This window comes from Methermicoccus shengliensis DSM 18856 (genome assembly GCF_000711905.1).
Lineage (GTDB): Archaea > Halobacteriota > Methanosarcinia > DSM-18856 > Methermicoccaceae > Methermicoccus > Methermicoccus shengliensis.
Genome location: NZ_JONQ01000008.1, coordinates 125,651 through 147,130 on the forward strand (window position 1 = coordinate 125,651; position 21,480 = coordinate 147,130).

Annotated in this window: 24 protein-coding genes; 15 read left to right on the forward strand and 9 right to left on the reverse strand. The window is 53.9% G+C overall.

What is annotated here, in order from left to right; all coding sequences use genetic code 11:
- Positions 1 to 37: 37 nt before the first annotated feature.
- Genes BP07_RS02850 through pstS form a run of 4 tightly spaced genes read right to left on the reverse strand, consistent with a single transcriptional unit; the run spans position 38 to position 3,631 of the window.
- Positions 38 to 790: a phosphate ABC transporter ATP-binding protein gene (locus tag BP07_RS02850; protein WP_042685346.1), complete on the reverse strand. Its 753-nt coding sequence runs from the start codon at positions 788 to 790 to the stop codon at positions 38 to 40.
- A complete protein-coding gene (pstA, locus tag BP07_RS02855; protein ID WP_042685349.1) occupies positions 787 to 1,632 on the reverse strand; it encodes a phosphate ABC transporter permease PstA in 846 nt (281 codons plus the stop codon). Before pstA ends, BP07_RS02850 begins: the two co-directional genes overlap by 4 nt.
- Entirely contained in the window at positions 1,607 to 2,521 is a 915-nt protein-coding gene (gene pstC / locus BP07_RS02860) for a phosphate ABC transporter permease subunit PstC (RefSeq protein WP_042685350.1), read from the reverse strand. Before pstC ends, pstA begins: the two co-directional genes overlap by 26 nt.
- A 12-nt stretch (positions 2,522 to 2,533) precedes the next feature.
- The gene (pstS, locus tag BP07_RS02865) at positions 2,534 to 3,631 is read right to left on the reverse strand and encodes a phosphate ABC transporter substrate-binding protein PstS (RefSeq protein WP_042685353.1); all 1,098 of its coding nucleotides are present in this window, start codon (positions 3,629 to 3,631) and stop codon (positions 2,534 to 2,536) included.
- A gap of 101 nt (positions 3,632 to 3,732) precedes the next feature.
- Between pstS and BP07_RS02870 the strand changes: the two genes are divergently transcribed.
- The 4 genes from BP07_RS02870 (at position 3,733) to yciH (ending at position 7,087) form a co-directional block, all read left to right on the forward strand.
- On the forward strand, positions 3,733 to 4,755 hold the full coding sequence (locus BP07_RS02870; RefSeq protein ID WP_042685354.1) for a phosphate uptake regulator PhoU: 1,023 nt from the start codon (positions 3,733 to 3,735) through the stop codon (positions 4,753 to 4,755).
- Positions 4,756 to 4,866: 111 nt separating this feature from the next.
- On the forward strand, positions 4,867 to 5,517 hold the full coding sequence (phoU, locus tag BP07_RS02875; RefSeq protein WP_042685357.1) for a phosphate signaling complex protein PhoU: 651 nt from the start codon (positions 4,867 to 4,869) through the stop codon (positions 5,515 to 5,517).
- A gap of 331 nt (positions 5,518 to 5,848) precedes the next feature.
- Positions 5,849 to 6,553 carry an ArsR/SmtB family transcription factor gene (locus BP07_RS08310; protein WP_052353194.1) on the forward strand — a complete coding sequence of 235 codons (705 nt, stop codon included), beginning with the start codon at positions 5,849 to 5,851 and terminating at the stop codon, positions 6,551 to 6,553.
- A 225-nt stretch (positions 6,554 to 6,778) separates the two neighbouring features.
- Entirely contained in the window at positions 6,779 to 7,087 is a 309-nt protein-coding gene (yciH, locus tag BP07_RS02885; protein WP_042685362.1) for a stress response translation initiation inhibitor YciH, read from the forward strand.
- A gap of 69 nt (positions 7,088 to 7,156) precedes the next feature.
- Here the strand turns inward: yciH and BP07_RS02890 are convergent, their stop codons facing one another.
- Both BP07_RS02890 and BP07_RS02895 read right to left on the reverse strand, forming a co-directional pair.
- Entirely contained in the window at positions 7,157 to 7,672 is a 516-nt protein-coding gene (locus BP07_RS02890; RefSeq protein ID WP_042685364.1) for a hypothetical protein, read from the reverse strand.
- Between the two features lie 21 nt (positions 7,673 to 7,693).
- Positions 7,694 to 7,882 carry a YbjQ family protein gene (locus BP07_RS02895; RefSeq protein ID WP_042685366.1) on the reverse strand — a complete coding sequence of 63 codons (189 nt, stop codon included), beginning with the start codon at positions 7,880 to 7,882 and terminating at the stop codon, positions 7,694 to 7,696.
- A gap of 63 nt (positions 7,883 to 7,945) precedes the next feature.
- Here BP07_RS02895 and pheS point away from each other — a divergent pair, with 63 nt between their 5' ends.
- The 3 genes from pheS to BP07_RS02910 are packed head-to-tail and all read left to right on the forward strand — an operon-like array spanning position 7,946 to position 12,084.
- On the forward strand, positions 7,946 to 9,412 hold the full coding sequence (pheS, locus tag BP07_RS02900; protein ID WP_042685370.1) for a phenylalanine--tRNA ligase subunit alpha: 1,467 nt from the start codon (positions 7,946 to 7,948) through the stop codon (positions 9,410 to 9,412).
- A gap of 4 nt (positions 9,413 to 9,416) precedes the next feature.
- On the forward strand, positions 9,417 to 11,051 hold the full coding sequence (pheT, locus tag BP07_RS02905; RefSeq protein ID WP_042685373.1) for a phenylalanine--tRNA ligase subunit beta: 1,635 nt from the start codon (positions 9,417 to 9,419) through the stop codon (positions 11,049 to 11,051).
- Positions 11,014 to 12,084 carry a radical SAM protein gene (locus BP07_RS02910; protein ID WP_338045888.1) on the forward strand — a complete coding sequence of 357 codons (1,071 nt, stop codon included), beginning with the start codon at positions 11,014 to 11,016 and terminating at the stop codon, positions 12,082 to 12,084. Before pheT ends, BP07_RS02910 begins: the two co-directional genes overlap by 38 nt.
- On the opposite strand, the gene BP07_RS02915 is transcribed toward BP07_RS02910, so the two are convergent.
- The 3 genes from BP07_RS02915 to BP07_RS02925 form a co-directional block, all read right to left on the reverse strand.
- Positions 12,085 to 13,260, reverse strand: coding sequence for a geranylgeranyl reductase family protein (locus BP07_RS02915; protein ID WP_042685374.1), 1,176 nt, complete (start codon positions 13,258 to 13,260; stop codon positions 12,085 to 12,087).
- Positions 13,257 to 13,430, reverse strand: coding sequence for a 4Fe-4S binding protein (locus tag BP07_RS02920; protein ID WP_042685376.1), 174 nt, complete (start codon positions 13,428 to 13,430; stop codon positions 13,257 to 13,259). Before BP07_RS02920 ends, BP07_RS02915 begins: the two co-directional genes overlap by 4 nt.
- A 97-nt stretch (positions 13,431 to 13,527) precedes the next feature.
- Positions 13,528 to 13,830: a DUF2551 domain-containing protein gene (locus BP07_RS02925; RefSeq protein WP_042685378.1), complete on the reverse strand. Its 303-nt coding sequence runs from the start codon at positions 13,828 to 13,830 to the stop codon at positions 13,528 to 13,530.
- A 202-nt stretch (positions 13,831 to 14,032) separates the two neighbouring features.
- Here BP07_RS02925 and cobT point away from each other — a divergent pair, with 202 nt between their 5' ends.
- The 8 genes from cobT to BP07_RS02965 all read left to right on the forward strand — a co-directional run bounded on the left by cobT (position 14,033) and on the right by BP07_RS02965 (position 21,477).
- Positions 14,033 to 15,091 (forward strand): nicotinate-nucleotide--dimethylbenzimidazole phosphoribosyltransferase, encoded by a 1,059-nt coding sequence (cobT, locus tag BP07_RS02930; RefSeq protein ID WP_042685901.1) that lies wholly within the window; start codon positions 14,033 to 14,035, stop codon positions 15,089 to 15,091.
- 116 nt (positions 15,092 to 15,207) lie between these two features.
- The gene (locus BP07_RS02935; RefSeq protein WP_042685383.1) at positions 15,208 to 15,528 is read left to right on the forward strand and encodes a hypothetical protein; all 321 of its coding nucleotides are present in this window, start codon (positions 15,208 to 15,210) and stop codon (positions 15,526 to 15,528) included.
- Positions 15,529 to 15,538: 10 nt separating this feature from the next.
- Positions 15,539 to 17,446: a V-type ATP synthase subunit I gene (locus BP07_RS02940; RefSeq protein ID WP_042685388.1), complete on the forward strand. Its 1,908-nt coding sequence runs from the start codon at positions 15,539 to 15,541 to the stop codon at positions 17,444 to 17,446.
- 14 nt (positions 17,447 to 17,460) lie between these two features.
- Positions 17,461 to 17,697: an ATPase gene (locus BP07_RS02945; RefSeq protein ID WP_042685391.1), complete on the forward strand. Its 237-nt coding sequence runs from the start codon at positions 17,461 to 17,463 to the stop codon at positions 17,695 to 17,697.
- 21 nt (positions 17,698 to 17,718) lie between these two features.
- Positions 17,719 to 18,306 carry a V-type ATP synthase subunit E gene (locus tag BP07_RS02950; RefSeq protein ID WP_042685392.1) on the forward strand — a complete coding sequence of 196 codons (588 nt, stop codon included), beginning with the start codon at positions 17,719 to 17,721 and terminating at the stop codon, positions 18,304 to 18,306.
- Entirely contained in the window at positions 18,303 to 19,385 is a 1,083-nt protein-coding gene (gene ahaC / locus BP07_RS02955; RefSeq protein WP_042685393.1) for an ATP synthase A1 subunit C, read from the forward strand. The genes BP07_RS02950 and ahaC overlap by 4 nt, the downstream gene beginning before the upstream one ends.
- A 4-nt stretch (positions 19,386 to 19,389) precedes the next feature.
- Positions 19,390 to 19,716 carry a V-type ATP synthase subunit F gene (locus BP07_RS02960; protein ID WP_042685399.1) on the forward strand — a complete coding sequence of 109 codons (327 nt, stop codon included), beginning with the start codon at positions 19,390 to 19,392 and terminating at the stop codon, positions 19,714 to 19,716.
- A 12-nt stretch (positions 19,717 to 19,728) separates the two neighbouring features.
- Positions 19,729 to 21,477: a V-type ATP synthase subunit A gene (locus BP07_RS02965; protein WP_042685400.1), complete on the forward strand. Its 1,749-nt coding sequence runs from the start codon at positions 19,729 to 19,731 to the stop codon at positions 21,475 to 21,477.
- The last annotated feature ends 3 nt before the right edge of the window (positions 21,478 to 21,480 follow it).

Genomic DNA, 21,480 nt, shown 5'->3' on the forward strand with positions numbered 1-21,480 from the left:
ATCATCACCACACCTGTGTGTGGTTTTCATGTCCCCTTCATCCAATCCTCCCGGTGAGATACTTTTCTGTCAGCCTTTCCTTGGGATGCTCAAAAATCTTCTCGGTCCTCTCGACCTCTATCAGCTCCCCCATGTAAACAAACGCGGTGAAATCAGAAACTCTGGCAGCCTGTGAGGGAGAGTGAGTCACTATAACTACTGTATAATCCTTGCTGAGCTCGTAAATCAGCTCTTCGATTTTTTCAGTTGCTATGGGGTCGAGGTTGGCCGTGGGCTCGTCCATGAGCAAAACCTGGGGCTTCATCGCAAGCGCTCTGGCAATGCACAGCCTCTGCATCTGCCCTCCACTGAGCTCCGATGCCGGACTGCGTAGCCTATCCTTCACCTCATCCCATAAGGCAGCCTTCCTTAGAGCCCACTCTGCAGCCTCATAAAGCTCTTTTTTGGACTTGACGAGCTTGTTCAACCTCAGCCCCAGCGTTACGTTATCTTGTATGCTCATGTGTGGAAAAGGATTCGGCTGCTGAAAGACCATGCCTATCCGTCTTCTTACCTCTATCGGATTCATCTCAAATATGCTCTTTCCCATGAGCTCTATATCGCCCTCAACCCTTGTATTCGAGTTTAGCTCAAGGAGCCTGTTAAACGCTCTGAGCAGTGTGGACTTCCCACACCCACTCGGACCCATGATAGCAAAAACAACCTTTTTTGGGATTTCCAGATTTACACCTTTTATTATGTGATTATTTCCATAATACACATGCAGGTCTTTTGTCTCTACCGCGTTCAAAGTTTTACCTCCTTAAAGCTGAGCCTTATCGGCAGAAATATCGCCAGAAAGATCATCAGGAGCAGGAAAGATGCACCCCACGCTATTTCATGGTAGTTCTCGTAAGGCTGCTGAATGAGATCGTATATCAAGAGAGGTATCGCCCCTATGGGCTTGTCGACGCCCGCAAAGTATATTCTGCTTGAGCCTCCAGCAGTGAAAAGTAATGGAGCGGTCTCTCCGGCGACCTTTGCCATCCCTATCAAAATGCCCGTGAGAATGCCCTTCCTCGCCATGCCCACCAGTACCCTGAAAACGACCTTGAACCTCGTGAGTCCGAGACTGAACGCAGCTTCCCTGTACGTTGGCGGTATCTCCTTCAAAGCCTCTTCCGTGTATACCGCCACGTACGGCATCAACACAATGACCAGGGCAAGGGCACCAGCTATCGCGGAGTAGCTGCCCACTGGAATAACCACGAGCTGCATAACAAACAGACCCACAAGTATCGTGGGAAACTCCATCATGACCATGAGCAGAAGGCGCGTAAGCCTTCCAAGAAGGCTGTTGGGGTACTCGGCAGCGTAGATGCCCGTGATGATTGCCATCGGTAAACCCATCAGCGAGGCCAGGAAAGTTAACACAAATGTCCCGACTATTGCCGGTCCTATGCCTCCAAGACCGCCCCCTGGAGGGGCAAGCGTCCCGGTTACAAAGCCCCACCCCCCCTTGATCACCACAGGCAATCCTTCAATCGCCACGCTGTATATTATGTGAAAGAGCGGGAAAACCACAAGAAATGCCAAGATAACAATCGTGGCTATAAAGAGCCTCTCCTTAAGCTGCCTGATGAGCATTCTCATACCACCTCTTCAAAACGAGTATTCCGAGTACGTTTACTGCCAGCCCTATAAAGAACAGGGATAGGCCCGCGGCAAAGAGGGCGCTTGGCATGTACTCGTATATGAACGCATTTCCGAACTGGTTTGCTATGAGCGAGGATACGGTATAACCCGGGGAAAAGAGACTGGGACTAATATTGAATGTATTTCCAACGACAAGTGTAACTGCTACCGTTTCGCCGATGGCCCTTCCAAACCCAAGGAGAGTTCCGGCAATAACTGCGGGTTTGATGCACCCTATCAGAACCTTGGTAGCCTCATATCTCGTCGCTCCAACTCCATAAACTGCCTCCCGGTACGTGAATGGAATCATTCTGTACGCCTCTCTTATGATTGCAGATGCAAATGGAGTGATCATTATTCCAAGCAAAACACCGGCAGACAGAAAGCTATAGCCGGTTATGGGCTCGGTGGAGAAGAAGGGCACAAATGAGAGGTACCTGTAAAGCGGTTTCATAACAAAGTCTCTTAAAAATGGAACGAGCACAAAAGCCCCCCATATACCATATATTATGGTGGGCAAACCGGCCATAACATCTGTAGCAACGATTAATGGCTCTTTAATGTTTTTGGGGACGTAATCTATCACGAAAACGGCAAAGCTTATTGAGAGGGGCAGGGCAATCAAGACGGCGAGAATGGAGGTGTATATACTGCCGTATATTGCTGCGAGAACACCATAAAACTCCTTTCCCTCCGTAGCCTCCCACTGATTTGTGGTGTATATGTGTATTCCCTCTTTCTGGAAGATGGGCATGGATACTGTGAAGTACACTATGAGCATTAGAGCAAATATGCCAAAAACAAGGGCAGAAAAAGGTAAAAAAGAAATTTTGAATTTATCTTTCATGGCAATCTGCCCTCACAGCAATCCCATTTCCTTCAGAAGCTTTTGAGAAACATCGCCCGGCAGGCCAACGTATCCGTCAACGATGTACTCGCTTTTCTGTCCACTGGTGAGCACCCACTTAACGAAGTTCTTCATCGCCTCCTCCTTTGCTCTGTCGTCGTAGTGCTCCCAGATGACCATGTGGCTGAAGGCGACTATGGGGTAGGAGTCCTTGCCAGCCGCATTCATGAATGCTGCCATGTTTTCTTTGTAACCCTCATAGGGTGATGGGATGTTGATGCCGACCCTCGAAATGGCACACTGTATGGTTTCTGGACTGGCTTTGACGTAATATCCATCTCTGTTCTTCAGGGCAACCACTGGAAACTTCTCCTTCAATGCATAGGCGAGCTCTACGTAGCCTATGGAGTAGTCGCTCTGCTTTATAATCGTGGCAACCCCCTGATTTCCTTTCCCACCGAAACCTCGTCCGGCCTTGTCGACTGGCCAGCTGACCATCTTTCCAGTACCAACCGTATCATTCCATTCTTCGTTTACCATGCTCAGGTAGGTCGTGAATATGTTGGTGGTTCCACTGGAATCACTTCTGTGGGCAACGATTATTTTCTCGTGTGGAAGGTCTACACCGGGATTCAATGCCTTGATTGCGGGGTCGTCCCAGTACTCCACCTTCCCCATGAATATGTCTGCGACCGTCTTTCCGTCGAGCTTCAGCTCGTTGACCCCCGGAACGTTGTAAGCAACCACAACCGCCCCCACTATCACCGGAAACTGGAGGGGCTGTCCCTTACTCCTGAGCTCGTTCCACAGACTCTCTTTCAACGGCGGGTCACTGGCTGCAAAATCGACCAAGCCCTGCTTGAAGTCGTTCTGTCCACCACCGCTTCCCTTACCTGTGTACTCTATCCTGACGTTTTTGCCCGAGGTATACACACCAATCCACTTCTCAATCTGAGGCTGGGGGAAGGTCGCACCGCTTCCATACAGCGTCGTCTGATGAGCTACCGATGTTGCCTGCTCTGGCTGAGTTCCATTCTGGGGAGCCATGCACCCCAGTGCCACAGAGGACAGCATAACAGCCACAGCTGCCAGCAAATATATTGACTTCATGCCAACCACACACCGCACTCCCCCACAGTAGATATGTAATTTTTCCAAATAAATGTAGTAATCTTTATGTACACTAAAATCTAAATAAAATACTGATTTACATGGAGACGAGAAAGATATACCTCTCGGGAGGATCCACCTACGTGGTATCACTGCCCAAGCGATGGGTAGAGCGGCACCGCCTATCGCAGGGTGACTCCCTGATAGTGAGCGAGGAAAACGATGCCATAGTGTTCTCGCCCAGCTTCAAGAGCAAGCCCCCCACCACCAAAACGATAAAGTGCTCCAAAATCGCATCCCCCCAGCTGTTCGAAAAGACGCTGATTGCATACTATCTTGCAGGCTATGACACCATTGCACTGGAGATGGACGTGGACGACCCCACCTACTTCAGAAAAGTGGCGTGGGCAGTAGCCCAGAGACTCATAGGTGTGGAGATCATAGAAGACACCCTAAGCAAACTCTCGATTGAGGTGCTTCTCGACCCCGAGCGGATACCCATCACCAAGACACTGCGAAAGCTGAGCAACGTGTGCCACTCCATGATGAGGGACACCGTGAAGGTGTTCGAAAATGCAGATACTAAGCTGGCATCCGATATGCAAACGAGGGAAAACGAGGTAGACAGGCTATACTTCCTCGCGATAAGACAGCTCAAGGAGGCTGCGTCCTCTTCCCAGCTCGCCAAGAAGCTCGACATTCAGAACACCGGTGATGCCATCGAGTACAGGGTGGTTGTGCAGAACATCGAGCGGATATCCGACCACATGGAGCGCATTTCGAAAAACGTGCTTAGCATACTGGAGGTGGCCGAAAGAGGGGCTACACTGAAAGAGTTCGTGGATGTATCTTCCTCGATACTCTCACTCTATGAACGGGCACTTCAGCCCATCATCTCGAGGGAGTACTCAGTGCCCCCGGAGGTGTTCGAGATGGAAAACAGCATCAACGAGATGCTCCTACACAGGCTTGGGCATATGATGAATGCCAAGGATATTCCGGCCAATGAGGCACTGATGAGAAGGGGAATCCTAAGCTCACTCGACAGGATTAAGAGCTACACCATTGGCATTGCCGAGAGCGTGATAAACCTCCAGGCAACCGCGGGCGATATGGACACATAACGAATATACGTAAATAATGGATAACATATATATCATATAGATTACCTACAAAAAATATATATTTACCTCAAGTGTGGTGACAGCTGGCTGGAAGGTTTGGGTGAGTGTGCGATGAGAAGGAAGTTCCATGAGCAGCTGGATGAGCTAAGAGAGCTGATACTTGAGATGACGGGGGAGGCCAACACGGCATTTGAGAGGTCGGTTGACTCGCTCATGAAGAGGGACAAGGAGCTTGCCGAAGCCGTGATACAGCATGACCCCGTGATAAACAGGATGAGCATGGACATACAGCACAGCTGCACACTGCTGATTGCGCTCCAGCAGCCCATGGCAAAGGACCTCAGGCTGATAGAGTCCATATTCAAGTGGGTTATAGATGCAGAGAGGATTGGAGATTTGGCAGTGGACATTGCCCAGCTCACGGTGGGGATGAGGGGTGAGGTGCCAAGTGAGTTCAGGGAGCCGCTGCACGAGATGTATCAGACCACCGAGCACATGCTCCACGATGCGATTGAGGCATTCAAAACGCAAGACGTTGAGCTTGCCAGAAGTGTCGCCAAAAGAGACGATGTGGTGGATGGGCTGCTGCACAGCCTGCATGAGGGCATAGTGCAACACATGATTGAGAGGCAGGAGAGGGTCCCAGATGACTCGAGGATGCTGTTTGCGGCATGGTACCTCGAGAGGGTTGCTGACCACATCACCAACATCTGTGAGGGTGTGATATACGCCCTCACTGGGGAGCTGGTGGACCTAAACTGACGTGAACTATCACCATCTAAGGATGGGGGCTTCCCTAAGCATGCCACCACGGCGTGGGGCTGGCAGTTAACGGGCTCTGGTGCCACCCCTCTCGCCTTCCTCAGAGCCTGAGCCTCACAATGTATCAGGGCTGGCTCACGGCAGCCCCCGACTGAACTGGAGCAGTCTCGCCCATGTATGAGCAAACAATGGGTCACTAACGACCTCCATGCAAACCACGAGCTTTCTCGCCAAATGTTGTAAAACACACCCCATGGCCCACATTCTCTCATGAGGTGTAATTATATATACCTTCACTATCCTTAGGTTAGTGACCAGAGGTTAGTGAGAAATGGACTCCACAGGGTTGCTGGACGTGCTGGGAAACGAGAACAGGCGCCGCATACTAAAGCTGTTGTCTGAGCGCCCATGCTACGTGAGTGAGCTCTCGGGAAGGCTGAAGGTCGCCCCCAAGGCAATTCTTCAGCACTTAGAAGCACTGGAGAGCGCGGGTATCGTGAGCAGCTTTGAGGGACATCAAAGGCGCAAGTATTTTCAGATATCTGAGAACGTACTCATTGAGATATTCCTCTCCCCATACACCTTCAGGATAGAGGCCTATCTCGAATCCCCCCCGCCCCCCCAGCTCGCAGCCCTGATCCAGCGTACACCAATGGCAGCATCCCCCTCCAGCACTGAAGACAAACCCTCCAGCACTGAAGACAAAGAGAGATACAACTCATCGAGGATTGCCCTATCGGGCCTTGTCAGAAGAATAGAGCAGCTGAAGAACGCCCAGAGGGAGCTATCGAGGGCAAAGCAGAGCCTCCAGATACAGCTGGTAAACGCCATCGATGCTGCCATGGAGCACATAGAGACGCTATCGCCAGACCCCCTATCGGCCGAAATCATGGCATACCTGTTGAGAGAGCCCAAGACGAGCGCCCAGCTATTGGAGGCTCTCGATATATCCCCAGAGGCTCTGGAGGGGGCGCTCAGAAGGCTCAAGAGCATGGGGCTCATCACCGAGAAAGGGGGAAAATGGAGGCTGATATAGCTCAAGGCTGTGCTTCCCGCAACTCATGAGGGCGAGGACGCAACAAGTGCAGGTGCTAAGAAATGCTCTGACCCAGCCCGATGACACCAACCGACCGCTTATGCGGGGTTCCGGGGACCTCCTCGCCTTAGTGGGGGGAGGAGGTCAGCGATAGCCACATTAAACTTTAATAGCAGATGATACTACCTCCAGTTGTTCAAAAACAGCGGAGGAGTAAGAGAAGAGATGAGCAATGAGATGTGCAAGGTGTGCGGTCTTCCCAAGGAGCTCTGCATCTGTGAGGAAGTCGCAAAGGAGCAACAAAGAATCACCATAAAGATCAACAGGCGCAGATACGGCAAAGAGGTCACCGTGATCGAGGGGCTGGACCCTCACGAGATAGACCTCCACGAGCTTGCCACGCATCTAAAATCAAAGCTCGCATGTGGAGGCACCGTCAAGGGAAGCTCCATAGAGCTTCAGGGCAACCACGGAAGCCGCATGGTCGAGCTGCTCGTGGAGAAAGGTTTCTCACCAGACCAGATAAAGCTGTAGCCGTTGAGGGTCATGGAGCTCTTGCATATGGGGGGCAGCATGTAGGCACCAGCACATCGAGCTATATTTTTAGTATCTTTCCACCAGCCAGTGCCTTAGAAGTGTGTATGCCACCATGCTGATTGTTATGCATACTCCCAATACAGCGAACAGTCCACCAAAGTTGAACTCATCGGATGTACTCATCCCGTACTCCTGTGCCATCTCGATGTACGAAGGGTCAGCTGCGATGCTCACCTTGTACACGAGCCACCCATATGTTATCCCGCTGCCCATGAGCACGATGAGCACCACGAGCACGAGGGTAATCAGTGCCCCTCCCACCAGCGAGAACTTTGCATCCACACCCCTGTACCACTGGAGCAGTATGCACGAGAACACGAAGCTGAGTGATGCCAAAAAGAGCAGATACGGTAGTTCGATGGGCATCTCTCTGAAGATTATCAGGTACTTGATACCATACCCAGAGATCATCAGCACGAGGGCTGTGGCCAGCACTATCAGAAACACCTTGAGCAGGTGCTCTGTAAAGCTATCCTCCAAGCTTTGTCTGTAGTCCTCGAGGTACCTCTCTGGACGTCCCATATCCATCCCCTCTTGCCCCAATCACACCAGTCTCACTGGCTTAGATGGCTCATCCTCCTTCTCCACCACCACTGCAGTGCCGTATGCCAGTATCTCAGTCATCATCTGGCTGATGTCCGAGGAGTCAAAGCTCACGCTGACCACTGCATTTGCTCCCATGGAGCGTGCATGCTCCTTCAGCCTTTCGAGGATGATGTCCCCCTCTGTCATGATGAAAAGTTGGGGCGTTCGTTTTATATACATTTTGTATAGAGGGGGAGGGGCGATGTTAACATGGAACGCCAGCTCGTACTCACCCCAAACGAGAAGAAGGTGCTAAGGAGCCTGCAATCGAGATATGCTTCCATAGATGAGCTCGCCAGTGCTGTGGGTATAAGCCCAGAGGCCGTACTGCAGGCAAGCTACATGCTGCAGGAGAAAGGGCTTGCACAGGTGATGGAAAAAGCCACCGATGTGTTCTCCCTGACAGAGGAGGGCAAGCGATATGCACAAGAAGGGTTGCCAGAGCGAAAATGCTTTTCTATGCTCCATGGCCCCACTTCCCTCGAGGATATAAAAGGGCAGATGGGCGATGCTGCTGGGATTGCCCTTGGCTGGCTCAAGAAGAAGGGATGGGCCCGCATCGAGCAGGGCAGGGTTGTGCCCCTCGGCGCCCCCGTGGGTGAGGACGAACGGCTGCTAAGGAGATTACTCAGCAATGAGGCTTGTGGGGATGAGCTGACTGAGGAGGAAAGGGACACCCTGAAGGTGCTCGAGCGCAGGGGACTCGTGACATCCTCCACAGAAAAGGCGTTCTTCACAAGGGCAACCGAAGAGGGTCTGACGTGCGCTAAGGGCATAGAGCTGACAGAAGAAATCGCCCAGCTCACGCCAGAGCTCATAAGGAGCAGGGCATGGCAAAAAAGGCCCCTGAGAAGGTATGATGTGCATGCATATGCGAAGCCCGCCCCCATGGGCAAGAGGCATCCCTACGTACGCATGCTGGAGCACATGCGCTCAATAATGCTCTCCATGGGGTTTACCGAAATCAGGGGCGAGATCATACAGAGCTCGTTTTGGAACTTTGACGCCCTGTTTCAGCCACAGGACCATCCAGCAAGGGAGATGCAGGACACGTTCTACCTCGACTCTGAGGAGCCCCTTCCGCCGGGATATGAGCGTGTGAAGGAGATGCACGAGCACGGAGGAGACATAGGCTCAGAGGGCTGGGGGGGTGTGTGGAGCGAGAAGATGGCAAGAAGGCACGTGCTTCGCACCCACACCACTGCCATAAGCCTAAGATACCTGAGCGAGCACACAGAGCCCCCAGTAAAGGCGTTCTGCATCGATAGAGTGTATCGAAGGGAGGCGATAGATGCCACCCATACCCCAGAGTTCGAGCAGCTCGAGGGGGTGGTGATGGATAAGGGACTATCACTAAAGCACCTCTTTGGGTATCTTTCCACATTCTATGCCAAGATGGGCTTTGAGGAGGTGAGGTTCCGCCCAGCTTACTTCCCCTACACAGAGCCAAGTGTGGAGCCAGAGGTGTACATAGAGGGGCTGGGATGGGTGGAGCTGGGTGGAGCCGGGATATTCAGAAAGGAGGTCACCGAGCCGCTTGGCATCCGTCATCCCGTCCTGGCATGGGGTCTGGGGGTGAGCAGAGTGGCCATGCTCAGGCTCGGGCTAAAGGACCTAAGGCAGCTCTATCAGCCAGACATCGAGTGGCTCAGGAGCGAGCCCGTGTTCGGAAGGTGATGGTGTGCCCGTAATCACGATAGAGTTCGAGGATATCGAGCAGCTCGCAGGCATCGACAGACAATCCTTCCTCGAGAGTGTTCCGATGCTGGGCTCAGATGTCGAGAGGGTCGAGGACGACCACGTGGATATCGAGTTCTTTCCAGACCGCCCAGACCTCTACTGTGTGGAGGGCGTGGCAAGGGCGATGAAGGGGTTTCTGGGCATCGAGACTGGGCTTGCCACCTACGAGGTCGCCCCACCAAAGATAGAGCTATTCAAGGATGCATCCATCGTGCCCATAAGACCATACATCGCGTGCGGAGTGGTGCGCAACGTGCACTTTACGGACGCCTCCATACGCTCCCTGATGGAGCTGCAGGAGGACCTCCACTGGGCGCTCGGAAGAGATAGAAAGAAGGTGTCCATTGGCGTGCACGACCTCTCCCGCGTGAGGCCGCCCTTTACATACAAGGCGGTGTCCCCTTCGTTCGAGTTCGTGCCCCTCGGGTTCGAGGAGCGCATGAGCATGGAGAGCATACTCGAAAGGCACCCAAAGGGCATAGCATATGGACACATCGTAAAGGGGTTTGAGCGCTATCCGCTGATAGTGGACTCCCGAGACGAGGTGCTCTCGTTTCCACCCATTATCAATGGCACGCTCACGCGCATCACAGAGGAGAGCACAGAGCTGTTCATCGATGTCACGGGCACCGACAGAAATGTGTACACCGCACTGAACATAGTGGTCACTGCGCTTGCAGAGCGGGGAGGAAGCATAGAGGCGGTCAGGGTGGTGGGGCCAGAGGGCACCACCATCACGCCAGACCTCACGCCAAAGAGGCGAAGGGTGCATCTGGACGAGGTGCGCTCCCTGATAGGTGTGCAGCTCACGATGGAGCAGGCGTGCGAGTGCCTCGAGAGGATGCGATATGGAGCCCATCCAGATGGCGATGAGATTGTGGTGGAGGTTCCAGCGTACAGGGCGGACGTGCTGCACGAGTGGGACATCATAGAAGATATTGCCATCGGATACGGATACGAGCGCATTCCCCACGAGCTGCCTCAGACCTCCACGGTGGGCGTGCCCCACCCCCTCTCAGAGGCAAAAGCCATGCTCAGGGAGCTCATGGTGGGTATGGGCTTTCTCGAGGTGATGCCATTCTCACTCACGTGCGAGAGGGTGCACTACGAATGGATGAGGAGAAAGAGCGCTGGCGAGGAGACCCGTGTACTTCATCCCATATCTGAGGAGCACACAATGGTGTGCTCAAGCCTGCTTCCAAGCCTGCTGGAAATACTCTCACTCAACCTGCACAGGGAGATGCCCCACAGGCTGTTCTGCATCGGGGATGTGCTCATAAGGGGCAAGACGCACACCCATCTCGCGTTTGTGTCTGCCCATCCTGCGGCAAACCTCACCGAGATGAAGTCATATGTGGTCAGCCTGATGCGTGAGATGGCGCTCGACTACGATATAGAGGAGGGCACTGACCCAGCGTTCATAGAGGGCAGGCAGGCGAGCGTGCTACTGGATGGTGAGAGGATGGGCCTGTTTGGAGAGGTGCATCCAGAGGTGATACTCAACTTCTCGCTGGAGAGCCCAGTGGTGGGGTGTGAGCTTGAGCTGCCCGATATACTCTGGAGAGGTTGCCACTAACACAACCCTCTTTATGGATGAGGCAAATGCACACACGATGCACACCCCAGAATTGGACGCAGAGATAAAGGCATATCTGCTCAGCATTGGCAGGTGCAGGATAGATCGGAGCCTGCTGGGAGAGGAAAGCACCGTGCCCACTGCTGGCCCGGGTGCCGGGGGCGAGTCGTTCTTCATAACGTGGAGAGGACACCGCGTGAGGCTCTCCATAGCGGACGATGCCCCGCTTGAGGCAGTGCCCAGGGGGGATGAGATAGCTATAATTCACGAGGGCAAAGAAATCATCAGAGGTAGGCTCGACAGGATATTCTCCCACTGCCCAAAGCAGGCATACATCACCATCACCGAGTCGTGCATCATGGACTGCAAGTTCTGCCCTGTGCCAAAGCTTGGGGGAAAAAGAAAGAGCCTCGAGGAGATTACGGCAATCATTGAAGAAGGGTTGAAGCGAGCACCTCTTTCGGCAATTGCCTTAACATCGGGAATTGCCCACTCCAAGGAGGAGGAGGTGGAGCTCGCATGCAATATCGTGCGAGAGCTCAAGAGACGATACCATGTGCCCATAGGTGTGTCCGTGTATCCCGTCCCAGGTGCCTCACGGCGCCTCAAAGAGGCTGGGGCAGATGAGGTGAAGTACAATGTGGAGACGATGGACAGAGAGCTGTTTTCAAGGTTGTGTGTGGGTTGCGACCTCGATGAGGTGCTTGGGGAGCTAAAGGAAGCCGTAAAGGTGTTTGGCAGGAACAGGGTGTTCTCTAACTTCATCATAGGGCTTGGAGAGAGTGATGAAACCGTGCTCAATGGCGTGGAGGAGCTCGCACGCATGGGCGTGATTCCCATCCTCCGCCCATACAGCCCCCACCCCCTGCGAAAGGGTGAGATAGAGGCAGAGCGGCCAAGCAAGGAGCGGCTGCTCTATCTGGCAAGAGAGCTCAGAAGAATACTCGAGAGGTACGGACTCGATACAAGGGCCGCCAGAACGATGTGCCTTGCATGTGGGGGGTGCGACCTCGTGCCCATGTGGGATGTGTAGCTACAGCAGGTCCTTCAGCCACCATAGCAGCTTGGGATTTCTCTTGAGAAGGTGCACCAGTATCTCATGAACGTGCATCTCTCTAAACTCCACACCCTGAAGAGAGTGCATGAAGCCATTGAGCTGTTCGTCCGTGAGTTTCACCAGCCGCTCCTTCACGACCCAGTCCCTCTTCAGGCTCTTGCCCTTAAGCTCGAACCACTCCCTTTCATACTCGCTCAGCCGCTCCCTCGAGGTGTCCTCATCGGCTATCGCGGCGGCTGCGACCCTTCCTGCTATTGCACCAGCATCCATCGCATTGGCAATCCCACCACCCGTGAGGGCACTCGACTGATGGGCAGCATCTCCGACCAGCATTAGCCCATCTGCCACGATCCCATGCATCGGCTCGCTCACGGGCACCCCGCCGACCATCACCTCGAGGATGTTGGCTTTGGGTAATCTTTCGCTCACAAATCTCCTAAGGCGCTGCATGGGAAGCCCGCCATTTGACCTTGAACCCAGCATTCCAAGCCCCACGTTGGCGCACTCGTTGCCCTTTGGAAATATCCACGCATATCCCCCGGGAGCCACCTCGTTTCCCAGATAAAACTGGCAAATGCTCTGGTCAATGGAGGGGTCGTGCACGAGCATCTGGGCGCACACGTCTATGTCCTTTAGTGCAAGTCTGGTATCTATGCCAGCCCAGCGTCCCACCTTGGACTCTATGCCATCGGCACCTATCACAACCCCTGCCTCCACTTCGTGGCGCTCGCCGAGGTGCTCCATCACCACACCACGCACCGCTCCATCGCTCCTCAGCAACCCCACTGCCCTTGTCTTCACCCTGACATCCACGCCATGCTGCACTGCATCGCTGGCGAGTGCCCTGTCGAACAGCTTGCGCTCCAGCACGTAGCCAACCTCTCCAGAAGAGACGCCACGCATCTCCAGTGGAGTGCCATCTGGGGAGACTATTCTGAACCCCTCCACCTCCGCTGCTATCCATCTGGGGTCAGGGTCTATGTGTCTGTGGACCGCTTCCTTGGCTATACCTTCCGCACAGCGTACGGGGTCGCCGATGGTCTGCCTCTTCTCGATGAGCAGTACCCTTGCGCCCTCTCTGGCAGCAGCTCTTGCGGCAATCGAGCCTGCGGGGCCAGCCCCCACGACCACCACATCATAGCTCTCACTCATGCTCTCACCTCGAGGGCACCTACTGGGCACACCCTCACACATGCCCCACACTCCGTGCAGCACTCATGTACCTCAAGCCACGTCTCCACGAGTTCTAGCGCATCTACGGGGCACACACTCACACAGGCTCCACAGTACCCACACACATACCTGTTGACATCAACGACCAAACAAGCTCACCTCGCCGATGCTAAGCTCGCCACAAAGGCAACGGATATACAGAAATTGCTTGCCTTAAACTTTTCCAACAGACGAGTCGGGGCACAGTTATCCTTTGAGCGCCGCTGTGATGATATCGAGGTACTCCTCTTTCACATAGTACACCGTGGGGGTCTTGTAGGAGTCCTTTCGAGCGCGAAGAATGCCGAGCTTGGAGTAGATGTAGCCCACCATGGAGGCAACCATGTTTCTCGACACTGGAAACTTCCTCGAGAGAATCCGATGTACCTTGTCCACTGTGAACTTCCTCAGCTTTAACACAGTCTTTATAAGGTGGCTCCTAATCCCGCTCTTGTCCATTTCGAGGTATTTTTCCAACCTCTGCTTAATCTTGTGCCGAAGAGCGTTCATAAACAACCCCTTACCTTTGTGTTGTTATTTATGCATTTATATATAGTTTTGGGTAGCTTATGCACCTCTCACCCAGCGAGATGTGTAGCCCATCGCATACTTTCATCAAAAGGCTTTTATAGATGGTTCATATGCATAATTTCAAAGAGACTTTATTTAAATAAAATGAACTTGATTAACTGGAAAAGGTAGGTTGAGCATCATGGGGAAGCTGGAAAGAACGATTGAACGGATAGAGCCACTGGATGAGGATGCAATGCAGCAGGCGAGGGAGCGTCAGGAGGAGCTCACCAAGCCCGCTGGAAGCCTTGGAATACTGGAGGACATCTCCATACAGATTGCCGGCATCACGAAAGATCCCACACCCACCATAGACAGGAAGTACATTATAACGATGGCTGGTGACCATGGCATAGTGGAGTCTGGGATAGGCATATTTCCCCAAGAGGTCACCATGCAGATGGTGTACAACTTCCTCTCGGGTGGGGCTGCCATCAATGTGCTCGCCCGCCATGTGGGGGCAGACATCGTGGTGGTGGACATGGGAGTAAAGGGCGAGCTCGAGCCGCATCCAAAGCTCATCATCAAGAAGATTGGGCATGGAACAAACAATATGGAAAAGGGCCCAGCGATGACGAGGGAGCAGGCAATAGCATCCATAGAGGCCGGAATCGATGTGTTTGAGCAGGTGTATGCGAATGGGTGCAACATCGTGGGCACGGGAGATATGGGGATTGGAAACACCTCTCCCTCCTCTGCCATGACTGCAGTGTTCACGGGACTTCCAATCGAAAAGGTCACTGGAAGAGGGACTGGGATAGATGATGAGAGGCTTGCTCGGAAGATAGAGGTGCTGAAGAGGGCCATCGCCAGAAACAAGCCAGACCCCAACGACCCCATAGATGTGCTGCAAAAGGTTGGTGGGTTCGAGATAGGAGGGATATGTGGCGTGATACTGGGTGCGTGTGCGAGAAGGGTTCCAGTGGTCAGCGACGGCTTCATCTCTGGGGCGGGGGCTCTGCTGGCATACGAGCTGTGCCCCACCATTCGAGACTACCTCATAGCTGCCCACAGGTCTGTGGAGCCAGGGCACACCGCCATCCTTCAAAAGATGGGAGTGACGCCCATCCTGGACTTCGGAATGCGGCTTGGTGAGGGCACTGGTGCGGCCCTTGGCATTGGTATCGCAGAGGCGAGCGTTAGGGTGCTGAGGGAGATGCGCACGTTCGCAGAGGCTGGGGTGGCTGAAAAGCAGGAGTGAGCGCACCTCCTCTCCTTTTTCTGTTATTTTCACAATCGATAATTAAGGATGCTGCTATCGTTTTTTCGGCCTGGGGCTCGCAAGATTTATATAATGATAGCTCTGTGTATGCCGTCATGCACTCCTTTGAGAGCTCGCTTATCACTCTAAAGGAAGTAGAAAATCGGGCAAGAGAGGAAATCAAGGCTGCTGAGCTTGAAAAAGAGGCGATTATAGCCGATGCCAGGAGAAAGGCAAAGGCTCTGCTGGATGAAGCTCGAAAGCTTGCAGAAGAGCAAAAGCAGAACTTTCTCGAGTCCGAGAGGAAAAAGGTCGATGAAGAGGTGGCTCACATTCTCTCCAAGGCAAAAGAGGAGGCAGGAGATATCAGGAAGTTGAGTGCCTCTGATGAGTTCATCAGGGAGCTGGCTCACAGGATTATAACGTCTGAAATCTGAGTGGGTTGAGATGCTGCGTCCAGAGAAGATGGAGCTTGTGAGGGTCACGGGCGTGCGCCGTGATCTGGAGAAGGTAATAGAAGCCCTTCACAAGGCAGGCTGCGTGCAGCTGGAGAAGGTAAGTGATGAGGTGCTGGAGCACACGCAGCCAGACAAGCCCCTCGACAAGTTTCCCACAATCTCAGAACAGCTCATGAGGCTAAGGGGGCTTGAGGCTGCCCTCAAGCCAAGGCACATTGAGAACATGTATGAAAAGCTGCCCCTCGAGCAGATGCTCGAGCAGGCAAGAGAGATAGGCATCGACGATGAGCTCGCAGCGTTGCTTGCCGAAAAGGAGAAGCTCAACGAGCTTAGGCGAGAGCAGGAAGGAATAAAAGAAGTGGTAAGCGAGCTTGAAGCCTTTGGACTCGATTTTTCCCTGTTTGAAGTGGAATCTGTGGCGTTCATATCTGGCAGGATTGAGGCGAGCGAGTTCGAGCAGTTCATCTCCGCCCTCTCCGAGAGAACTACGAAGTTTGACTACCTCGTGGGGCCGCCCACAAAGACAAAGAGAGGAAAGCAGGTGGTGTTCCTGCTCGCAGTGGACAAAAAGCTCGCATCGGAGACCCTCGAGTTGCTGGAGGGCTTCTCGTGCTCCATTCTCGACCTACCAAGGGTGAGGGGAAAGCCCGGCGAGGTGATTGCCCAGACCGAGAGAAAGCTCGTGGAGATAGCCTCGGAGCTTTCCAGGATAGAGGCTCGCATCGACGAGCTCTCGGATGAGTACTATGAGAAGGTGGCAGTGCTGCGGGAGATGTTCGAGATTGAGGCGGAGCAGGCGAAGGCACCCCTCAAGTTCGCGAGGGAGGAGCACATCTTTGTACTCACAGGCTGGATTCCAGTGCGCAATAGACAGTCCATAGAGCAGACGCTGAACGCCATCACAGAGGGGAGGACACTCATAGAGACCGAAAACACCGACGAGCTTCCCCCGACACTGCTCAACAACCCCCGTGCCCTCAAATCAATGGAGTTTCTGGTGGGCTTTTTCTCGTGGCCCAAGAGCACGGAGTGGGATCCCACCATATTCATGGCAATCACGTTTCCGATATTCTTTGGAATGATGCTCGGAGACATCGGGTATGCGCTGCTAATCCTCGGACTCTCATATCTGCTCATAAAGAAGCTCTCGAGATACGCGGCTGCGTTTGTAGAACTCGGCGAGGCACTCATATTTGCTGCCATCGCCACCATCGTCTTCGGGCTAATCTATGGTGAGTTCTTCGGGCTGGAGATTCCGTTCTATGAGCCCCTGCTTCCAAGGCTGCACGCCGTTCCAGAGCTGCTGGTGCTCATAATCTTTGTGGGAATTGCCCACATCACACTTGGCTATGTGCTCGGGATAATACATACCTACAAGCACAGAGAGTACGACCACATGCTGAGCAAGATGGGCTGGCTCCTGATACTGTACGGTGGCGTGCTGCTCGTATACAACTTCTTCATGGACGTACCATTGAACCCGATGGCAAGTGCCTCATCCATGCTCGGTGTGGGTATGCTGCTCGGTGGGCTGCTGATCAACCTGAAGACAGAGGGACCTATGGCAGTGATGGAGATCTCATCGCTTGCGAGCTTTGTGCTCTCGTACACCCGAATTCTCGGCGTGGGGCTGGTGTCCCTCATCCTTGCCCTCGTGCTGGACGAGCGGCTTGCTATTGCCATAGAGCATGGCTCCATAACCCTCATCCTCGTGATGCTCCTGATATTTCTCATAGGGCACACCGTGAACTTCGTGCTCGGGGTGTTCGAGCCCTTCCTTCAGGGCATTCGACTGCACTATGTGGAGTTCTTCTCCAGATTCTATGAGGGCAATGGCGTGCTGTTTGCACCGTTCAGGTTCATAGGCAAGTACGTGAAGTATGGTCATAACGAGTAAGGAAGTGAGTAGAGATGGTTGCAGAACTGACCGACTGGGGAATGATTGCAATTGGTGCGGGCATATCCATGGTAGGTGGATGTATCGGCACTGGAATAGCACAGGGAGCCATCGGCTCTGCTGGCATAGGTGTGGTGGCGGAAAAGCCTGAGAAGCTCGGAACCGTACTCTTCCTGATGGTCATCCCAGAGACGCTGCTCATATTCGGGTTCGTGGTGTCGCTGATTCTTCTGCTCAGAATCTTCGGCTGAGCATCTTACGCGGTGAGGAGCATGGGGCTTACCGAGATCATCGAGGACATCGAGCAAGAGACTCAGCAGAGAAGGGCAAAGATTCTCGAGGAGGGGAAGGCACAGGCAGACGCCATTCTGAAGGATGCCGAGCGCGAAAAGGAGAAGCTCATCCTGAGCTACGAGGAGGAGGCAAGGCGTCTTGCAGCCTCTGAGCGAAGGGAGAGGCTATCCAGCGCGAGGCTCGATGCCCGAAGAATGATTGTGGAGGCAAGGGAGGAGGTAGTCCAGAGGGCAATCCACCAGCTCTGGGATGTGCTGGAGAGTCTCAGGGACTCTCCAGAATACCAAGAGATGCTGAGAAGGGCGATACAGCAGGGAGTGCGGGAGCTTGGGGGCTCCGCAACCGTCTACGCTGCACCCCACGACCTCGAGAAGGTTAAAGCTATCGCTGCCGAGTTTCCCAGTCTCGTGGTCTCGGATGAGCCCCTCGAATCGAGGGGTGGTGTGGTGCTCGTGAGCCCTGATGGTAGTGTGAGGTTCGAGAACACCCTCGAGAGCCTTGTCGAGGAGAAGATGGAGAGCATTCGACTTGAGGTGTATAACCACATATTCGGTGAAGAGCGATGACCAACAGGGTGTTCACCTACGCCTACTCCAACGCCAGAATAAGGGCGATGAAACCAGAACTCCTCACTGAGGAGCAGATGCTCAACCTCATCCACGTCAAGAGCATTCCAGAGATGATTGCCTTCCTGGATAACACACCATATAAACCATATATCGCAGAGCTCTCTGTAGAGTACAGTGGGGTCGACCTCATAGAGCTGGCACTCTCGCGGGAGTTTGCAGCCACGGCACGCAAGGTCAGAGCGCTAACACCAAGAGTGGCGAGGAAGACAGTCAACGCCATTCTGGGAAAATGGGACGTGTGGAATCTGAGGACGGTGCTTCAGGCAAAGCGGACTGGCAAAGAGTTCAAGGAGATAGAGCCCTATCTGGTGTTTGCGGGCATCCTCACCAAGGAGGACATAAAGGCACTCATGGATGCCAAGGATGTGGAGGGTGTGGTGCTGGCGCTCGTGGGCACGAAGTTCCACTCCCTTCTCACACCTCACCTCGACTCATACAAAAAGAGCGGAGACCTGATTCCCATGGTCAACGCACTGTACAAGGCGTACTACGAGAACCTCTCAAAGTGCGTGGATGTGCGGTTTGGGGATGAGGTGTTTGTGAAGAGACAGGTGCGCTCAGAGATAGACGCAAAGAATGTGATGACAGTGCTGCGCTTCATCCACGAGGGAATAAGCGAGACCGAGCTTCCCAAGGTGCTCATCGAAGGGGGGAACATCCCGGAAAAGGACATGGGGGACATCGCCCGCTCAAAGACAATAGAGGATGTCGTAAATAAGGTGAGGAAATACTTTGACCTCACCCCTGCAATGGACGAGTACCAGCACACGGGCTCCATAGTGCCCTTTGAGGACATGCTCGAGCGGCTCGTGATGGAGGAGGGGCTTGCAAGACTCTCGCTGGGAAGCCTGTCCATGAGCGTCATCGTGCATTACCTCTATCTCAAGGAGGCAGAGGTATCCAACATCAGGAGAATCGCCAAGACAAAGGAGTATGGGATTCCTCCAGAGGAGACCGAGAGATACATCATAGGGATGGGCAAGCACAGCATACTCGGCAAGAAGATAGAGAGGTGATGGGATGGACACCTATGACAGGATAGCGGTGATTGGTGATGGTGCGATGACGCTGGGGTTCAGGCTGGCTGGTGTGGATGAGCACTACACCCTCCCCCCAGAGGAGGGTGCAAAGAAGCTCGAGGAGCTGCTCAAGGAGAGAGATGTGGGGATAATCATCGCAGACTTGAAAATAAGGGAGCACCTCCACTGGAGGCTTGCCAAGGAGCTGGAGCAGATGGCAAAACCCGTGGTGGTATTCATACCAGACAGAGAGGCTGCCAAGAGCGCTCCCGCCGAGACGCTGAGTGAAACCATCAAGAAGGCATTGGGAGTAGAGCTGATGAAATGAGGTGGGATAGTCATGGGAGTTCTTAGCAAGGTTTCTGGACCTGTGGTCGTTGCAGATGAGATGTACGATGCCCAGATGTACAATGTGGTACAGGTGGGCGAGCACAAGCTGATAGGTGAGATTATCAGGATCAGAGAAGACAAAGCCACAATTCAGGTATATGAAGATACCAGCGGGCTAACTCCCGGCGAGGAAGTTGTGAACACTCACATGCCCCTATCCACCATGCTTGGACCTGGGCTGCTAAGGTCCATTTATGATGGCGTCCAGCGCCCCCTCGACCTCGTTGCCCTCGAAGCTGGAGACTACATCCGAAGAGGTGTGCAGGTCAGCCCGCTCGACATGAAGAAAAAGTGGGACTTCGTGCCAGAGATGAAAGAGGGTGATGCCGTGCAGCCTGGCGCGATTCTGGGCACCGTGCAGGAGACCGCCGCCATCCAGCACAGGGTGCTCGTACCCCACGGGGTTGAGGGGTTCATCACCTCAATTGAGGATGGCTCCTTCACCGTGAATGACCCCGTGTGCACCATCAAGACGAAGCAGGGGGAGGAGAAGGACATACCGATGATGCAGAGCTGGTACGTCAGACGTGGGCGTCCGGTTGTGGAGAAGTACGAGCCCAACATCCCCTTGATCACGGGTCAGCGAGTTCTCGACACGTTCTTTCCGGTGGCCAAGGGTGGAATTGCGTGCATTCCCGGACCGTTCGGAAGCGGCAAGACTGTGACACAGCATCAGCTCGCCAAGTGGGCAGATGCCGACGTCGTGGTGTACATAGGATGTGGTGAGCGTGGCAACGAGATGACCGATGTGCTCACCGAGTTTCCAGAGCTGGAGGACCCAAAAACTGGGCTGCCGCTGATGGAGAGGACTGTGCTCATCGCCAACACATCCAACATGCCAGTGGCAGCGAGAGAGGCTTCCATCTACACGGGCATCACAATCGCCGAGTACTACAGGGACATGGGATATGATGTTGCCCTGATGGCAGACTCCACATCGAGGTGGGCAGAGGCGCTGCGAGAGATTTCAGGAAGGCTCGAGGAGATGCCGGGTGAGGAGGGATATCCAGCATACCTTGGAAGGAAGATCGCCGAGTTCTATGAGAGGGCTGGCAGGGTGAAGTGTATCGGCAACGGCAGGATGGGGTCTGTGAGCATCATAGGGGCTGTATCTCCCCCGGGTGGCGACCTCTCGGAGCCCGTATCGCAGAACACGCTGAGGGTGGCGAGGGTGTTCTGGGCACTCGATGCCTCACTCGCCCACCGCAGGCACTTCCCAGCCATCAACTGGCTGCTCTCCTACTCCCTCTATCTGGAGAACCTCGGGGAGTGGTTTAGCCAGAACATCTCCACCAACTGGATGCCTCTCAGGAACGAAGCCATGAAGGTGCTCCAGAAGGAAGCAGAGCTTCAGGAAATTGTGCAGCTCGTGGGCCCAGACGCCCTTCCAGAGGAGGAGAGAATGGTGCTCGAGAGTGCTCGCATGCTCAGAGAGGACTTTCTGCAGCAGAGTGCCTACCACGAGGTGGACACCTACTCCTCGCTCAAAAAGCAGTACCTCATGCTGCGGACCATCATGAAGTTCCACCAGCGCGCGATGGATGCCCTCTACATGGGTGTGAGCTTCGAGAAAATCAAGTCCATGCACGTAAGAAGCGAGATTGCGAGGATGAAGGAGATTCCAGAGGACATAATCGAGGAGAGGGTAGAGGAAATCAACGAACACATAGACAGGGAGTTCGAGGCTCTGCAGGGGTGAGAG

Bases quoted from the DNA above. Each gene is read 5' to 3' on its own strand.
- pstA (WP_042685349.1), bottom strand. From the start codon at position 1,632: ATGAGAATGCTCATCAGGCAGCTTAAGGAGAGGCTCTTTATAGCCACG.
- pstC (WP_042685350.1), bottom strand. From the start codon at position 2,521: ATGAAAGATAAATTCAAAATTTCTTTTTTACCTTTTTCTGCCCTTGTT.
- pstS (WP_042685353.1), bottom strand. From the start codon at position 3,631: ATGAAGTCAATATATTTGCTGGCAGCTGTGGCTGTTATGCTGTCCTCT.
- BP07_RS02870 (WP_042685354.1), top strand. From the start codon at position 3,733: ATGGAGACGAGAAAGATATACCTCTCGGGAGGATCCACCTACGTGGTA.
- phoU (WP_042685357.1), top strand. From the start codon at position 4,867: ATGAGAAGGAAGTTCCATGAGCAGCTGGATGAGCTAAGAGAGCTGATA.
- BP07_RS08310 (WP_052353194.1), top strand. From the start codon at position 5,849: ATGGACTCCACAGGGTTGCTGGACGTGCTGGGAAACGAGAACAGGCGC.
- yciH (WP_042685362.1), top strand. From the start codon at position 6,779: ATGAGCAATGAGATGTGCAAGGTGTGCGGTCTTCCCAAGGAGCTCTGC.
- BP07_RS02890 (WP_042685364.1), bottom strand. From the start codon at position 7,672: ATGGGACGTCCAGAGAGGTACCTCGAGGACTACAGACAAAGCTTGGAG.
- BP07_RS02895 (WP_042685366.1), bottom strand. From the start codon at position 7,882: ATGACAGAGGGGGACATCATCCTCGAAAGGCTGAAGGAGCATGCACGC.
- pheS (WP_042685370.1), top strand. From the start codon at position 7,946: ATGGAACGCCAGCTCGTACTCACCCCAAACGAGAAGAAGGTGCTAAGG.
- BP07_RS02915 (WP_042685374.1), bottom strand. From the start codon at position 13,260: ATGAGTGAGAGCTATGATGTGGTGGTCGTGGGGGCTGGCCCCGCAGGC.
- BP07_RS02925 (WP_042685378.1), bottom strand. From the start codon at position 13,830: ATGAACGCTCTTCGGCACAAGATTAAGCAGAGGTTGGAAAAATACCTC.
- cobT (WP_042685901.1), top strand. From the start codon at position 14,033: ATGGGGAAGCTGGAAAGAACGATTGAACGGATAGAGCCACTGGATGAG.
- BP07_RS02935 (WP_042685383.1), top strand. From the start codon at position 15,208: ATGCACTCCTTTGAGAGCTCGCTTATCACTCTAAAGGAAGTAGAAAAT.
- BP07_RS02940 (WP_042685388.1), top strand. From the start codon at position 15,539: ATGCTGCGTCCAGAGAAGATGGAGCTTGTGAGGGTCACGGGCGTGCGC.
- BP07_RS02945 (WP_042685391.1), top strand. From the start codon at position 17,461: ATGGTTGCAGAACTGACCGACTGGGGAATGATTGCAATTGGTGCGGGC.
- BP07_RS02950 (WP_042685392.1), top strand. From the start codon at position 17,719: ATGGGGCTTACCGAGATCATCGAGGACATCGAGCAAGAGACTCAGCAG.
- ahaC (WP_042685393.1), top strand. From the start codon at position 18,303: ATGACCAACAGGGTGTTCACCTACGCCTACTCCAACGCCAGAATAAGG.
- BP07_RS02960 (WP_042685399.1), top strand. From the start codon at position 19,390: ATGGACACCTATGACAGGATAGCGGTGATTGGTGATGGTGCGATGACG.
- BP07_RS02965 (WP_042685400.1), top strand. From the start codon at position 19,729: ATGGGAGTTCTTAGCAAGGTTTCTGGACCTGTGGTCGTTGCAGATGAG.